At 63.3% G+C, this 15732-nt stretch carries 12 protein-coding genes and 2 pseudogenes; 10 read left to right on the top strand and 4 right to left on the bottom strand.

The features are described 5' to 3' along the window. The first annotated feature begins 266 nt into the window (after positions 1-266). The gene (locus tag AC2CGW_RS06810; protein WP_186664254.1) at positions 267-1679 is read left to right on the top strand and encodes a purine-cytosine permease family protein; all 1413 of its coding nucleotides are present in this window, start codon (positions 267-269) and stop codon (positions 1677-1679) included. 66 nt (positions 1680-1745) lie between these two features. Here the strand turns inward: AC2CGW_RS06810 and AC2CGW_RS06805 are convergent, their stop codons facing one another. Then, on the bottom strand, positions 1746-2039 hold the full coding sequence (locus AC2CGW_RS06805) for a DUF1330 domain-containing protein (RefSeq protein ID WP_186664252.1): 294 nt from the start codon (positions 2037-2039) through the stop codon (positions 1746-1748). 77 nt (positions 2040-2116) lie between these two features. Between AC2CGW_RS06805 and ribBA the strand changes: the two genes are divergently transcribed. Further along, positions 2117-3229: a bifunctional 3,4-dihydroxy-2-butanone-4-phosphate synthase/GTP cyclohydrolase II gene (ribBA, locus tag AC2CGW_RS06800; protein ID WP_484573744.1), complete on the top strand. Its 1113-nt coding sequence runs from the start codon at positions 2117-2119 to the stop codon at positions 3227-3229. Positions 3230-3278: 49 nt separating this feature from the next. Here ribBA and AC2CGW_RS06795 read toward each other — a convergent pair whose 3' ends face one another. Together AC2CGW_RS06795 and AC2CGW_RS06790 are read right to left on the bottom strand one after the other, a co-directional pair. After that, positions 3279-3668: a hypothetical protein gene (locus AC2CGW_RS06795; protein WP_186664248.1), complete on the bottom strand. Its 390-nt coding sequence runs from the start codon at positions 3666-3668 to the stop codon at positions 3279-3281. Positions 3669-3983: 315 nt separating this feature from the next. Continuing rightward, on the bottom strand, positions 3984-5060 hold the full coding sequence (locus tag AC2CGW_RS06790; protein WP_484573743.1) for a PAAR domain-containing protein: 1077 nt from the start codon (positions 5058-5060) through the stop codon (positions 3984-3986). A gap of 324 nt (positions 5061-5384) precedes the next feature. Here AC2CGW_RS06790 and AC2CGW_RS06785 point away from each other — a divergent pair, with 324 nt between their 5' ends. The 7 genes and pseudogenes from AC2CGW_RS06785 to yghU all read left to right on the top strand — a co-directional run bounded on the left by AC2CGW_RS06785 (position 5385) and on the right by yghU (position 11700). Continuing rightward, entirely contained in the window at positions 5385-6410 is a 1026-nt protein-coding gene (locus AC2CGW_RS06785) for an ABC transporter substrate-binding protein (protein WP_186664244.1), read from the top strand. After that, positions 6407-7324 carry an ABC transporter permease gene (locus AC2CGW_RS06780; RefSeq protein ID WP_054890793.1) on the top strand — a complete coding sequence of 306 codons (918 nt, stop codon included), beginning with the start codon at positions 6407-6409 and terminating at the stop codon, positions 7322-7324. Before AC2CGW_RS06785 ends, AC2CGW_RS06780 begins: the two co-directional genes overlap by 4 nt. A 6-nt stretch (positions 7325-7330) precedes the next feature. Continuing rightward, positions 7331-8140: an ABC transporter permease gene (locus AC2CGW_RS06775; RefSeq protein WP_186664240.1), complete on the top strand. Its 810-nt coding sequence runs from the start codon at positions 7331-7333 to the stop codon at positions 8138-8140. Positions 8141-8158: 18 nt separating this feature from the next. Beyond that, the gene (locus AC2CGW_RS06770) at positions 8159-9307 is read left to right on the top strand and encodes an ABC transporter ATP-binding protein (RefSeq protein WP_186720413.1); all 1149 of its coding nucleotides are present in this window, start codon (positions 8159-8161) and stop codon (positions 9305-9307) included. Between the two features lie 331 nt (positions 9308-9638). Beyond that, positions 9639-10079: pseudogene (locus AC2CGW_RS06765) on the top strand (helix-turn-helix domain-containing protein); the annotation flags it as partial. 232 nt (positions 10080-10311) lie between these two features. After that, a pseudogene (locus AC2CGW_RS06760) lies at positions 10312-10608 on the top strand (NAD(P)/FAD-dependent oxidoreductase); the annotation flags it as partial. A gap of 252 nt (positions 10609-10860) precedes the next feature. Next, positions 10861-11700, top strand: coding sequence for a glutathione-dependent disulfide-bond oxidoreductase (gene yghU, locus AC2CGW_RS06755; protein WP_484573742.1), 840 nt, complete (start codon positions 10861-10863; stop codon positions 11698-11700). A 37-nt stretch (positions 11701-11737) separates the two neighbouring features. On the opposite strand, the gene AC2CGW_RS06750 is transcribed toward yghU, so the two are convergent. Further along, entirely contained in the window at positions 11738-13708 is a 1971-nt protein-coding gene (locus AC2CGW_RS06750) for a BCCT family transporter (RefSeq protein WP_186664236.1), read from the bottom strand. 250 nt (positions 13709-13958) lie between these two features. Between AC2CGW_RS06750 and AC2CGW_RS06745 the strand changes: the two genes are divergently transcribed. After that, positions 13959-15662, top strand: a complete 1704-nt coding sequence (locus AC2CGW_RS06745) for an amidase (protein WP_484573741.1) — start codon at positions 13959-13961, stop codon at positions 15660-15662. The last annotated feature ends 70 nt before the right edge of the window (positions 15663-15732 follow it).

The raw sequence follows: 15732 nt of genomic DNA, 5'->3' as shown, positions 1-15732 counted from the left end.
CCACAGGCACTCTTTTGGTGCAAAAGCGCCGCAACCTCCCCCTGCCTACCCCGTCCCGTGCGCGCTGCAGCCCAGTGGCACAGCCTTTGCGACGGCCTACCGTGCCCCATTCGCGAACTTAGTTTTTTTAACGTTCATGAGCACATATTTACTAATTTATCCATCTGCGCCCACGCTCCATGATCGCTTCCAACAAGAAAGCGTCGCCTTTTGCCGACGCGCATCCGGGCACCTTTGAAGTGCCCATCCTTGCCTTGGAGTCCGTCATGACCAGCGCAGCCACATCGGCACCTCTCATAGAAAAACACACGATCGGATACGTGCCCCCCGAAGACCGCCATGGAAAGGTAAAGGACTTGTTCACCCTGTGGTTCGGCGGCAACATCGCGCCGCTGCCCATCGTCACCGGCGCCCTGGGCGTGCAGTTGTTCCACCTGAACCTGATCTGGGGCATCGTCGCCATCCTGGTCGGTCATCTGGTCGGTGGTGTGCTGATGGCCCTGCACTCGGCCCAGGGCCCGCAGATGGGCATCCCGCAGATGATCCAGAGCCGCGCCCAGTTCGGCACCCTCGGCGCGCTGCTGGTGGTGGTGATCGCAGGGGTGATGTACATCGGCTTCTTCGCCTCCAACATCGTGCTGGCGGGCAAATCGCTGCACGGTGTGGTCGACAGCGTGCCCGTGCCAGTGGGCATCGTCATCGGCGCCCTGGGTTCGGGGATCATTGGCATCATCGGCTACCGCTTCATCCATGTGCTCAACCGCATCGGCACCTGGGTGCTGGGCATCGGCATCGTGGTGGGCTTTGGCTATATCTTCACCCACGTGCAGAGCGATGACTTCCTGACCCGTGGCAACTTCAACATCTCCGGCTGGCTGGCCACTGTGTCGTTGGCAGCGCTGTGGCAGATCGCCTTCGCCCCTTACGTGTCGGACTACTCGCGCTACCTGCCGGCCGATGTGAAAGTGTCGTCGACCTTCTGGACCACCTACCTGGGCTCAGCCCTGGGTTCGAGCCTGTCGTTCATCTTCGGCGCAGTCGCCGTGCTGGCGATCCCCGCCGGGATGGACACCATGGACGCCGTAAAGCTGGCCACCGGCGCCATCGGCCCGCTGATGCTGGTGCTGTTCCTGCTCAGTGTGATCAGCCACAACGCGCTCAACCTGTATGGTGCGGTACTGTCGATCATCACCCTGGTGCAAACCTTCGCCTATCGCTGGATCCCGACCGCGAAGACCCGCGCCGTACTTTCGCTGATCGTGCTGGCCGCGTGCAGCGTGGTGGCAGTCTTCGCCTCGTCCGACTTTATCGGTCACTTCGTCGACATGGTCTTGGTGCTGCTGGTCGTGTTGGTGCCGTGGACCGCGATCAACCTGATCGACTTCTATGCCATCCACAAGGGCGAGTACGACATCCAGTCGATCTTCAAGGTCGACGGCGGGATCTATGGGCGTTACAACCCGCAGGCGCTGATCGCCTACGCCGTCGGGATCGTGGTGCAGATTCCGTTCATGAACACGCCGCTGTACGTAGGCCCGGTATCGGAACACATCAATGGTGCCGACCTGTCGTGGCTGGTCGGGCTGGCGGTGACCACACCGCTGTACTGGTGGCTGGCCAGCCGTGACAGCGTCTACCGTCGCCGTCAGATGGGCGCCAAGCTCGCTGCCGGACATTGATGCAACGCGCTTGCCCTGCACCTGTGCAGGGCAAGCTGGTTTTTTCGCGGATGAATCGGAACACCTCTACGGCTCGAACCCTTCGACGATGATCACCTCGGCCTTGGCCACCCCCTGCCGATAGCGGCACGCCTCCTGATACAGATCCGACCGATAGCAGGCCAGCGCCTGCTCATACGAGTCGAACTCGATCACCACGTTGCGCTGCGGCGTCGCCCGCCCTTCCATCGCCTCGCTCCTGCCTCCCCGGGCCAGAAAGCGCCCGCCGAATGCCACGAACGCCGCTGGCGCTCGCTGGGTGTACTGCTGGTACTGCTCCGGGTCGGTGACGTCCACATGGGCGATCCAGTAAGCCTTCATCCGTCGATCTCCTGTATAGGGTTATTTGTGTATTATGGTATACCATAAAAATCACCTGACCACAGTGAGCGTGCAGCATGGCTTTCAACAGCATCGAAGACCTTCTCGAAGACTACCGCCAGGGCAAGATGGTGCTGCTGGTGGACGACGAAGACCGGGAGAACGAAGGCGACCTGCTGATCGCCGCCGAGCGCTGTGACGCGCATGCCATCAACTTCATGGCCCGCGAAGCACGCGGCCTGATCTGTCTGACCCTGACCGACGAACACTGCCAACGGCTGGGCCTCGAACAGATGGTGCCGACCAACGGCAGCGTGTTCAGCACGGCCTTCACCGTATCGATCGAGGCCGCCAACGGTGTCACTACCGGCATCTCTGCCGCCGACCGCGCGCGGACCGTGGCTGCAGCCATGGCCGCGGACGCCCGCCCCGAGCACCTGGTCCAGCCTGGCCATATCTTCCCCCTGCGCGCCCGCGAAGGCGGCGTACTGACCCGCGCCGGACACACTGAAGCCGGTTGCGACCTGGCACGCCTGGCAGGCTTCGCACCGGCCTCGGTGATCGTCGAAGTGCTCAACGACGACGGCACCATGGCCCGCCGCCCGGACCTGGAACTGTTCGCCGAGCGCCACGGTATCAAGATCGGCACCATTGCCGACCTCATCCACTATCGCCTGAGCACCGAACAGACGGTAAGGCGCATCGGCGAGCGTGAGCTGCCAACGGTACACGGCACCTTCCGCCTGGTGACCTTCGAGGACCGCATCGAAGGTGGCGTGCACATGGCGATGGTGATGGGCGACATCCGCCGCGAGCAGCCGACGCTGGTGCGCGTGCATGTCATCGATCCGCTGCGCGACCTGGTCGGCGCCGAATACGCAGGCCCTGCCAACTGGACGCTGTGGGCGGCGCTGGAGCGGGTCGCGGCGGAGGGCGCCGGGGTGGTGGTGGTCCTTGCCAACCACGAATCGTCCCAGGCCCTGCTCGAACGCGTGCCACAACTCACCCAGCCGCAGCGCCCCTACCAGCGCGGACAGTCGAAGGTGTATTCGGAGGTGGGCACCGGCGCCCAGATCCTGCAGGACTTGGGCGTGGGCAAGCTGCGCCATCTTGGCCCACCGCTCAAGTACGCGGGGTTGGCGGGGTATGAGCTGGAGGTGGTGCAGAGTATTCCCTTCGAAGCGATCTGATTCGCTATCAATACGTGAAAACTGAAACGCCCGCTGCCGCGGGCGTGCGTTATTTGAAGCGAAAAACAGATAACCCCATCAACCAAAGCAGCCCGAGGAAAATGCATAACGTTGCAATCTGTATACGGCGCTTCAAGCAATACGGAAAACTCTTTACATCAAGAGGATCCAGCGTTCCACGCCGAATACCAATCGAAGGACACGTTAGCGCTGAGCTCATGGCAGCCACTATGAGCATTCGCGACCAAAGCGAGGTCACTCCCCAAACTTTGATTTCCGCATCTATCCCCGAGCTTCTTCCAAAAGCACGACACATCACGACGAAGTGACGAGATGCAGAAATATGAAGCACCATCAAAATCCCCAGCAACATAATTGCAAAGGGCGCACCTATGAATACCAATTTGCAATTAGCCGACCAACTGCTGGCATCAATCATCTGAGACCTCGTAGAGCAACTCCCCCCAATACTCTCCGTAACGCCCACCCCATTCTGCGGCACCAACGGAACCCGCCCCTACCAACGCGATACCGCAAACTGCTTTTCCCCACACCCCAAAATGGCAGACCAAGTTAGCCACCTTGCCCGCAGCGATACCGCCACCAAAACCTGCTACTAGACTCCCGCTAAAAGCGCCCGTTTCGGTAAAGCGCACCTTGCGACACTCATCGGTCTCTCCAGACCGACAAGCCTCTTGCACCTTCAGATACGAAGCTGTCGCACCCAGTCCAATCGCCACATACCCCCCATACTTCAAATATCGCGCTGTTTTCGCCACTTCATCCAAGTGCGTTGCATATCCCGGTATCTGCCCCGGCCCTCCGGCCTTTTTCCAGTGATGCACCAAGCTCTTCGGCGAAATACCCAGGTCCCGGCGCAACGTCTCGTAGCCCCCAGGTTCAATCGTTTGTGCAGGAACGAGCTGCTCAATTGCGCACTGAGCTGCTTATACAAGGCTTGGCGTGAAGTGAAGAACTCGGGGCTGTGCAAATGGCCATGCAGTATGAACTGCCGCTGGTGCAATGCTTCGATGCCCTTGAGCGTGTCCTTGACACGTCCCAAGCCCTGATCAAGCATGTCCTTGCCCACCCCCATGGAACTGCTTGCTCCACTCAAAACTCCGGCAATCTCCCCGATGTGTTCCATCATGAAGTTGGCTTCTGCCTCGCTGAGAGTCGCCAAGGCCCCACGCGCGCGTTCGGCAGCCTGCATCAGTAGCGCCTCTTCGTGAGTACACGCCTGGAGATTGTCAGGGTTACCGACAACAAAGATCTCACCCGCCTTGAAGCCGTGTTCGAAGGTAGGGTTCAGCCGCTGTAGCCGAGCGATGGGGAGCGTTGAGTCTTGCGACAGCAGTCGGGCCAGCACCTGAGGGCCGGACATGCTGCGCGGCACGATGTAGAAGCCAGGCTCCAGTGCAGAGAACTGAGCCCCCTGGCCTGCGTAGAGGTTCGATTTCATTGAAGCCGCAGCCGGTGCAGGCGATGGTGAGTTGCTTGCCTTAAAAGCACCCGAGGTCAGCCTCGCACGACCTGCCGCCACTCCATGGTCTAGAGGAGCCACCACGCGATTGCTGCCACTCGGGCATCCACAAGCGACCAACGCCCCGTCCACGGCCACAGGGCGACCGTAGGACACAAACCACGGTACGCCTTCGACAACGGTGCCGACCTCACCACACACAGGGCATGGCGTAGTGCTGTCACCCTGCCGCAGCACGGCGCGATCGTTCGCCTGATAGTTGATACCACTTGCGATACACACAGCGCCGGTGGAGGTCATGTCGCCGTCCAGCGCTTGACCTTTGCCATTCAGATTGACGCGAAGCATGCGCAGACTCCGTTGCTTGAGGAATGCGCAAACCTAACAGGCGCAAAGAGATCTACTTCCTTAGCAGGCACGAAATAGACATCTCCTACAGCGAGAAATGACGATTCAGCGCGCCCTGCAATGTCGCAGGTGATCGCCGGTAACACCGAACGCTTGCCAAAATCTTGGAATACCATAATATGATATCCCGTAGACCTTAAATCTGCCGGCCACACCTACAATCACACAACGGCCACGAACCACCTGAAATAGCTGCTCCCGAACACAGTTGGCGGGCGCGACAAAAGCCCCGCCTCGAATAACAAAAGCAACGAGGGCGTAACCATGCTGTTGAGCAAACGAGTCACCGCTGTGCTGTCCGCAAGCCTGCTAGCCCTGGCCTGCCAGGCCACCCAGGCCGCCGACAGCCTCAACTTCGTCAGTTGGGGCGGCACCACCCAGGACGCCCAGAAACAGGCATGGGCCGACCCCTTCAGCAAGAGCAGCAACATCAAGGTCGTACAGGATGGCCCGACCGACTACGGCAAGCTCAAGGCCATGGTCGAAAGCGGCAACGTGCAATGGGATGTGGTCGATGTCGAAGCCGACTTCGCCCTGCGTGCCGCCAGCGAAGGCCTGCTCGAACCCCTCGACTTCTCCACCATCCAGCGTGATCGCATCGACCCGCGCTTCGTCTCCGACCATGGCGTCGGCTCGTTCTTCTTCTCCTTCGTACTCGGCTACAACGAGGGCAAGCTCGGCGCCAACAAGCCGGTCGACTGGAGCGCGCTGTTCGACACCAAGACCTACCCCGGCAAGCGCGCGCTGTACAAGTGGCCGAGCCCCGGCGTGCTTGAGCTGGCCCTGCTCGCCGACGGCGTGCCTGCCGACAAGCTCTACCCGCTGGACCTGGACCGCGCCTTCAAGAAACTCGACACCATCAAGAAAGACATCGTCTGGTGGGGCGGCGGTGCCCAGTCGCAACAGTTGCTGGCCTCTGGTGAAGCAGCACTCGGGCAGTTCTGGAACGGCCGCGTCTATGCCCTGCAGCAGGACGGCGCCCCGGTGGGCGTGAGCTGGAAGCAGAATCTGGTCATGGCCGACTTTCTGGTCATCCCCAAAGGTGCCAAGAACAAGGACGCGGCCATGAAGTTCCTGGCCAACGCCAGCAGCGCCAAGGGCCAGGCCGACTTCGCCAACCTTACCGCCTACGCCCCGGTCAACCTCGACAGCGTGGCCGAACTCGACAAGAAACTCGCACCCAACCTGCCAACCGCCTATGCCCAGGACCAGGTGACCCTCGACTTCGCCTACTGGGCCAAGAACGGCCAGGCAATCGCCGCGCGCTGGAATGAGTGGTTGGTCAAATGAAAGTCGCCATCAACGCCCTGCACAACGCTCAAGGTGCCGACCCCGGCACCGGCGCCCCACGCGCGGCGGTGCGCCGACCGCCGCTGAGCCAGCGCTGGCGTGGCAGCCGCAACCTGCTGCCGGCCTTGCTGTTCCTCGGCCTGTTCTTCTTCGCGCCATTGATCGGCCTGCTGCTGCGCGGGGTGCTGGAGCCGGTGCCAGGGCTGGGCAACTACGAGCAACTGTTCGCCAACTCAGCCTACGCCCGAGTGCTGTTCAACACCTTCTCGGTGGCGGGCCTGGTGACCGTGATCAGCGTGTTGCTGGGCTTTCCGCTGGCCTGGGCGATCACCCTGGTGCCTCGCGGCTGGGGTCGCTGGCTGCTGAACATCGTGCTGCTGTCGATGTGGACCAGCCTGCTGGCCCGCACCTACTCCTGGCTGGTGCTGCTGCAGGGCTCGGGGGTGATCAACAAGCTGCTGATGGCGCTGGGCATCATCGATGCGCCGCTGGAGATGGTGCACAACCTCACGGGCGTGGTGATCGGCATGAGCTACATCATGATCCCGTTCATCGTGCTGCCACTGCAGGCGACCATGCAGGCCATCGACCCGATGGTGCTGCAGGCCGGCTCGATCTGCGGCGCCAGCCCCTGGACCAACTTCTGGAAGGTGTTCATCCCGTTGTGCCGCTCAGGCTTGTTCTCCGGTGCACTGATGGTGTTCGTGATGTCGCTCGGTTACTACGTCACCCCGGCATTGCTGGGCGGTGCGCAGAACATGATGCTGCCCGAGTTCATCATCCAGCAGGTGCAGTCGTTCCTGAACTGGGGCCTGGCCAGCGCCGCCGCGGCATTGCTGGTGGTCATAACCCTGGTGCTCTTCTACCTGTACCTGAAGCTGCAGCCGGAATCCCCGGTCGGCAATGCGAGGTAATTCTTCATGCTCCTGTCCCCCAACGCCATGGGTCGCCCGCTGCGCACGGGCCTGTACCTGACCACCGGGATCATCGCCGCCTTCCTGCTGCTGCCGGTGGTGTTCATCGTCCTGCTGTCGTTCGGCTCCTCTCAGTGGCTGGTGTTCCCGCCTCCCGGCTGGACCTTCAAATGGTACGACCAGTTCTTCTCCAACCCCGAGTGGATGGACGCCGCGCTGGCCAGCCTCAAGGTTGCCGTACTGACCACCTTCGCCGCCGTGGCCCTGGGCCTGCCGACCGCCTTCGCCCTGGTACGCGGGCGCTTTCCCGGACGCGAGCTGCTCTACGGCCTGTTCACCATGCCGATGATCGTGCCCCTGGTGATCATCGCGGTCGCGGTCTACGCGCTGTTCCTGAAGCTGGGCTACACCGGCACGCTGTTCGCCTTCGTGGTCAGCCACGTGATCGTCGCCCTGCCCTTTACCATCATCTCGATCATCAACTCGCTGAAGCTGTTCGACCAATCGATCGAGGATGCTGCGGTGATCTGCGGCGCTTCGCGGCTGCAGGCGATCGTCAAGGTGACTTTCCCGGCCATCCGCCCGGGCATGATCGCCGGCGGCCTGTTCGCCTTCCTGGTCTCGTGGGATGAGGTGGTGCTCAGCGTGATGATGGCCAGCCCCGACTTGCAGACCCTGCCGGTGAAGATGTGGACCACCCTGCGCCAGGACCTGAGCCCGGTGATCGCCGTGGCCTCGACGCTGCTGATCGGCCTGTCGATCCTGGTCATGTTCATCGCCAGCGCCCTGCGCCGTCGCAACGAAACCAACGCCTGAGTGCCGGAGACAACAATAATGAGTGCAGTCATCAAAGAAGCCGCGCACGGCAAGACCCTGGTCACCCTGCGCAACCTGAACAAGCACTACGGCGACTTCGCCGCGGTCGACAACATCAGCCTGGACATCCAGGACGGCGAATTCCTCACCTTCCTCGGCTCCAGCGGCTCGGGCAAGTCCACCACCCTGTCGATGCTGGCCGGCTTCGAGACCCCCAGCAGCGGCGAGATTCTGGTCGAAGGCCGCTCGCTGGTGAACGTGCCGCCGCACAAGCGTGACATCGGCATGGTGTTCCAGCGCTACTCGCTGTTCCCGCACCTGAGCGTGCGCGATAACATCGCCTTCCCACTGGCCATCCGCAAGCTGGGCAGCGCCGAGATCGCCAAGCGCGTCGACGCCATGCTCAAACTGGTGCAGCTGGAAACCTTCGCACACCGACGCCCGGCCCAGCTCTCCGGCGGCCAGCAGCAACGGGTGGCGATCGCCCGGGCGCTGGTTTACGAGCCGCGCATCCTGCTGATGGACGAGCCCCTCGGTGCTCTGGACAAAAAGCTGCGCGAAGACCTGCAGGACGAGTTGCGCCAGTTGCACCGGCGCCTGGGCATCACCATCGTCTACGTCACTCATGACCAGGAAGAAGCGATGCGCCTGTCCCAGCGCATCGCTATCTTCAGCCACGGCAAGATCGTCGGCCTGGGCAGCGGTTACGACCTCTACCAGAACCCACCCAACGCCTTCGTCGCCTCGTTCCTGGGTAACTCCAACTTCCTCCGGGTCACCGCCAGCAGCCATGGCGCGGCGGCGTTCGAGGGCCAGTCGCTGGCCATTCGCCTGACCTCAGGGCTGGCCGCGGGCCAGGATGCACTGATCATGGTCCGCCCGGAAAAGGCCCTGGCGCTGAGCACCGAGCAGGCGACCCGCGAGCCGCTGCCCGCTGGCTGGAACGAGGTGAACGCCAAGGTCGGCGAAGTCTTGTTCCTTGGCGAAAGCCAGACCTGCCACGTGGTGACGGCAGGCGGTACAGAAATGACGGTCAAGGCGCTGTCGGCGGCGGGCATGCCGATGCAGCCGGGCGATACGGTCAAGGTACGCTGGGCGGTGGCCGATGCCTGCGTGTACACCGAGTGGGCCGAGAGTGACCTGAGCAAGGCTGCCGGCGCACACTGACAGGCCTCTTCGCAGCAAGCCCGCTCTCTGTAGGAGCGAGCTTGCTCGCGAAGAGCGCGACACCACCCTGCGCCCCTCAACCCGGCAACCGATACCGCTCGGCAAAGAACTGCCGGCCTCCAGCGGTGGCAGCCACGTCATCGTGCAGATGCAAGGTGCCGACGGGCGCCAGTTCAGCAATGCCTACTCACTGATGAGCGATCCGCAGCGCACGGCTGGTGCTGAACTTGCAAGGCACGCCACCCGGCAGCTTGGCACCGCGGCCTCGCTCGCGGTGCAGTACCATGTAGACGTCCTTCCTGCGTCGACATGCCCATGACCCATCCCGCCAGCGCGGGAGCTGGTGGTATTTCTCAAGCGGCCCGGCGGCCAGACCCAATTCAGCGAACTGCTGAAGGCCCAGGGCGAAGACAGCGGCGCCTTCGAAGCCTTGCACCTATGGCTCAACGACAACCTGGGCGACCCGCGCCTGAGCGTCGAACGCCTGGCGGAGCAGGCGAACATGAGCCTGCGCAACTTCACCCGGGTGTACAAGCAGAAGACCGGGCGAACTCCCGCCAAGACCCTCGAGCTGTTTCGCGTGGAAGCCGCGCGCCGCCTGCTGGAGAACTCGGCGCAGCGGATCGAGCAGATCGCCCGCCTGTGCGGCTTCGGTAACGAAGAAAGGCTGCGCCTGGCGTTTCAGCGCCACCTGCAGGTCAGCCCGCGCGACTATCGCGCCCGTTTCGCACGTAGCGTGCCCCTGGCCGAAATCCAGGGATCTTTGACCTAGGGCTTGCCCGGCAGCGCACGTAGCATCGCCGTGACAGATCGAGCCTTGCGGCTACGCCTGTCGGGCCACGGCCGTGCGCCGACGGGAAGCCTTATCATCGACTTCGGCCAGTCAGGCGAACCGCACTGCGCCGCCAGCCGTTCGAGCGCCCCTTCCTGCGTCATCGCATGCCGTGCCCGTTTCCGACAACACCCATAATTTGCGGTATCCGGAATTTTCCAGGAGCACAACGATGAAACAGATCCTGATCCTCGGCGCAGGCTTTGCCGGCCTCTGGAGCGCCCTGGGCGCTGCGCGCCAGCTCGACCTGCACGGACGCGACGACGTCCAGATCACGGTGCTCGCACCACAGGCCGAGCTGCACATCCGCCCACGCTTCTACGAGCCTGACGTTCACCAGATGGCTGCCCCGTTGCAGGCGCTGTTCGACGCAGTAAACGTGCGCTTCGTACAAGGCACGGCCCACCACATCGACGAGGCAGGCCAGCGCGTCGGCTATCGCAGCGCAGATGGCAGCGAGGCGACCCTGGCCTAAGCATCTGGATCTACCCACCTGCGGCCGAACGCGCGGCCGCCCTCGCCGCAGCCGCCCCCTTGATCCCTGTGGCCTGATGCAGCCCGCTGCGCGTCTGCAAGCCGCTGGCAGACGCGCAGCGGTTATAACACCTGCGCAATACTTCACTTCCCTTGACCACTTCTCCTGCCCTAGTCTTGGCCAATCGCACCCTGATCGCATCAGGCGATCGCAATGGGATCGAAGACCATCAGGAGATTTAATCGGATGAGCAGCAGCCCCTACGTCCCACCGAAGGTCTGGAAAAACGACGCCGCAGCCGGCGGCCAGTTCGCCAGCATCAACCGCCCGATCGCCGGCCCCACCCACGACAAGAACCTGCCCGTCGGCAAGCATCCCCTGCAACTCTACTCGCTGGCCACGCCCAACGGCGTCAAGGTCACGGTCCTGCTCGAAGAGCTGCTGGCTCTGGGGCACAGCGGCGCTGAATACGACGCCTGGCTGATCCGCATTGGTGATGGCGACCAGTTCTCCAGCGGCTTCGTCGAGGTCAATCCGAATTCCAAGATCCCGGCCCTGCTCGACCGCAGTGTCGAACCGCCGGTGCGGGTGTTCGAGTCCGGTTCGATCCTGCTACACCTGGCGGAAAAGTTCGGTGCCTTCCTGCCGAAAGACCCAGCCGCCCGCGTCGAAAGCCTGAACTGGCTGTTCTGGCAGATGGGCTCGGCGCCTTACCTGGGCGGTGGTTTCGGCCACTTCTATGTGTATGCGCCGGAGAAGATCGAGTACGCCATCAACCGCTTCACCATGGAAGCCAAGCGTCAGCTCGACGTGCTCGAGCGACGCCTGGCGGTGAGCCGTTACCTGGGTGGCGACGAGTACAGCATCGCCGACATCGCCGTATGGCCGTGGTACGGGCAGCTGGTGCGCGGCAACCTGTACGGCGCGGCCGAATTCCTGGCGGTGGACGAATATCCGCACGTGCAGCGCTGGGCCGAAGAGATCGCCCAGCGCCCGGCCGTGCAGCGCGGCACCCGGGTCAACCGCACCTGGGGCGATGAGGCCAGCCAGTTGCCGGAGCGGCATTCAGCGGCCGACCTGGATTGAGCTCGACGTCGTGGCGCCCGCTTCGCGGGCGCCCGGCTCAACGCACCAGGTGCAGGAAGTGCAGGTGCCGTTCGAAGTGGTCGAGAATGTCGCCGATCACTTCGTCCTTCGACCAGCCCATCACATCGTGGTCCTGGCCACCTTCACGCAAATGTACTTCGGCACGGAAGTACTTGCGCTCCTCCCCGGCGGCATCGCTCAGGACGAAGCTGGGCATGGCATAGGCGCGTGGACGAATCTCGTAGACGAACACCTCATCGCTCGGCCCTACCTTGAGCGTCACTCGGCCACCCTCGCCTTCCTCGACACTGCATTCATACCCCTGGCGACGCCACTCCTCGGCCACCGATTGACAGGCCGGCAGCGCTACGTCAGCGATGAAGCGCTGCACATGTGAACGGCGCGGGAACATCGCCAGGGTGCGCAGACGTCGCTGCCAGTTGCCCGCAGCACGCGAAGCGGTCGGCGAGATAGCCAGCGCCTGGTAGCGCAGGTCACGCTTGGTGGCGTCGAGTTTGAGCGCCTTGAGCAGCCCGCGCATGCTCAGCAGCAACGCTAGGGTAAACGGCAGCGCACTGGCGATGGTCGCGGTCTGCAGCGCCTTGAGGCCGTCGGCCAGCAGCAGTGCGATGGCGACGATGCCCATGCTCGAGGCCCAGAAGATCCTCTGGCGGATCGGTGTGCCCTCCTTGCCGCCGGAGGCCAGCATGTCCACCACCATCGCGCCGGTATCGGCCGAGGTGACGAAGAACACCACCACCATCACCACCGCCAGGGTGCTGATGATGCTGGCGAAGGGGAAATGCTCGAGGAAGGCGAACAGTGCAAGCGACGTATCCTGCTCCACCGCCGCGGCCAGGTCGGTCAACCCCTCGTCAAGGATCATGTGGATCGCTGTATTGCCGAACACCGTCATCCACAGCAGGGTGAACGCAGTCGGCACCAGCAGCACGCCGGTAACGAATTCACGGATGGTGCGCCCGCGCGAGATGCGCGCGATGAACAGCCCGACGAAGGGCGACCAGGCCAGCCACCAGCCCCAATAGAACAGGGTCCAGCCACCAATCCAGTCGGTGGGCTGGTAGGCATAGAGGTTGAGGGTACGGCTGACGATCTCGCTCAGGTAGCCGCCGGTGTTCTGCACGAAGGTCTGCAGGATCAGTACGGTGGGGCCCAGCAGCATGACCATCAGCAACAGCAGCACGGCCAGGCCCAGGTTGAGTTCGGAGAGGCGACGAATGCCCTTGTCCAGCCCGGACATCACCGAAAGGGTGGCCAGGAAGGTGGTGCCGATGATCAGCGCGATCTGGATAGGAGTGGATACCGGCACGCCGAACAGCGCATTGAGCCCGGTGTTGATCTGCGACACGCCAAAGCCCAGTGAGGTGGCCACGCCGAACACCGTGCCGATGATCGCGAAGATGTCCACGGCATGCCCCAGGGGGCCGTGGATACGCTCGCCGATCAACGGGTAGAGTGCCGAGCGCAGAGTGAGTGGCAGGCCATGACGGTAGCTGAAGTAGGCCAGGATCAGCGCGACGATGGCGTAGATCGCCCAGGCATGCAGGCCCCAGTGGAAGAAGGTAATGCGCATCGCCTCACCGGCAGCCAGCACCGTCCCGCCCTCGCCAATGGGCGGTTTGAGAAAGTGCATGACCGGCTCGGCGACACCGAAGAACATCAGGCCGATGCCCATGCCTGCGGAGAACAGCATGGCGAACCAGGTGGCGTTGTTGTAGTCGGGGGTGCTGTGGTCGGGGCCGAGCTTGATATCGCCATAGCGGCTGACACCCAGAAACACCACGGTGCCGAGAATCAGCGCCACCCCGAGAATGTAGAACCAGCTGACATTGCCGATGATCCAGCCCTGAATCTGCGCGAACAGCGCCTGGGCATGGGCCTGGAACACACTGGCGTACAGCACCAGGATCAGCAGCAGGATCGCGGAAATCCAGAAAACCGGTGGGTTGATGGTGGGCTTGCGAGGTTGTTCGGGCGAACTTGCCATGTACGGGTAATCTCCATCAGGGCGCTTAATGCGCACGGTTAGCTACGACAAACGGTAGACGCTGATGGTTTTACCCGTCGTGACATATCGGATGTTTCTGAATCTTTCAGAACATGCCCCCACGCCGCACGCCCGCCTGCCGGCACATGCCGTGCTGCAAACAGGTTTTTCCCTGGTGCAAACCTGCGCCCGCGCAGGGCTTCTTGTACACTCGCCTGCATAAAATCCACCTGTACATTTTGGTGACAGCATGATCGAGGTAACCGAGGTTTCCATTGCCGAGCTGCGCAACGCGCTCGAGTCCGGCCGCACGACGGCGGTCGAACTGGTCAAGGCCTATCTGGCCCGCATCGACGCCTACGATGGAGCCGACACCGCCACCGCGCTGAACGCCGTCGTGGTGCGCAACCCCGAAGCGCTCAAGGAGGCCGAGGCCTCCGACGCCCGCCGCGCTGCCGGCACCACCCTGGGCCCGCTGGACGGCATCCCCTACACCGCCAAGGACAGCTACCTGGTCAAGGGCCTGACCGCCGCCTCCGGCAGCCCGGCATTCGAGCACCTGGTCGCCCAGCGCGATGCCTTCACCGTCGAGCGCCTGCGCGCTGGCGGCGCGATCTGCCTGGGCAAGACCAACATGCCGCCCATGGCCAACGGCGGCATGCAGCGGGGCGTCTACGGCCGCGCCGAAAGCCCGTACAACGCCGCCTACCTCACCGCGCCCTTCGCCTCCGGTTCCTCCAACGGCGCCGGTACCGCCACTGCGGCGAGCTACAGCGCCTTCGGCCTGGCCGAGGAAACCTGGTCCAGCGGTCGTGGACCTGCTTCGAACAACGGCCTGTGCGCCTACACCCCGTCGCGTGGGGTGATCTCGGTGCGCGGCAACTGGCCGCTCACGCCAACCATGGATGTGGTCGTGCCGTACGCACGGACCATGGCCGACCTGCTGGAAATTCTCGACGTGGTGGTGGCCGACGACGCCGACACCCGTGGCGACCTATGGCGCATGCAACCCTGGGTGCCGATCCCGACAGCCTCGAGCGTGCGCCCGGCCAGTTACCTCGACCTCGCCGTCGGCGCCGGCGCGCTCAAGGGCAAGCGCTTTGCCGTACCGCGCATGTACATCAATGCCGACGCCGAGGCCGGCACGTCGGAAAAACCAGGCATCGGTGGCCCGACCGGACAGCGCATCAACACCCGCGCCAGCGTCATCGACCTCTGGGAGCAAGCCCGCAAGGCGCTGGAGGCGGCAGGCGCCGAAGTGGTGGAAACCGACTTCCCGCTGGTCTCCAACTGCGAGGGGGATCGCCCGGGCGCACCGACCGTGTACAACCGCGGCATCGTCAGCAAGGAATTCCTGCATGACGAGCTGTGGGAGTTGTCCGGCTGGGCCTTCGACGATTTCCTGCGCGCCAACGACGACCCCAAGCTCAACCGCCTGGCTGACGTCGACGGGCCGAAGATCTTCCCGCACGATCCGGGCACCCTGCCCAACCGCGAGGACGACCTGGCAGCCGGCATGGACGAATACGTCAACATGGCCAAGCGTGGCCTCAAGTCCTGGGACCAGATCGCGACTGTCCCGGATGGCCTGCGCGGCCTGGAGCAGACGCGCAAGATGGACCTGGAAGACTGGATGGACGAGCACAAGCTGGACGCAGTGCTGTTCCCCACCGTCGCCGATGTCGGCCCGGCCGATGCCGATATCAACCCGGCCTCGGCAGACATCGCCTGGAGCAACGGGATCTGGGTCGCCAATGGCAACCTGGCGATCCGTCACCTGGGTGTGCCGACAGTGACCGTGCCGATGGGCGTGATGGCCGACATCGGCATGCCGGTGGGCCTGACCTTCGCTGGGCGAGCCTATGACGACAATGCCCTGCTGCGCTTTGCCGCAGGTTTCGAAGCCACTGGCTCGCGCCGGGTGATTCCACCGCGCACTCCGGCGCTAGGTTAAAGGCTCGAAGGCAATCCACACTCGCCAGATTCAACTATTTGTGTAAAATTCAACACACTTAAGAATCTGG

The sequence above is a fragment of the Pseudomonas sp. SYWMCR5 genome (assembly GCF_057197165.1).
The sequence above is the reverse complement of the archived record's forward strand: the minus strand, read 5'-3'. Positions and strand labels throughout refer to the sequence as shown.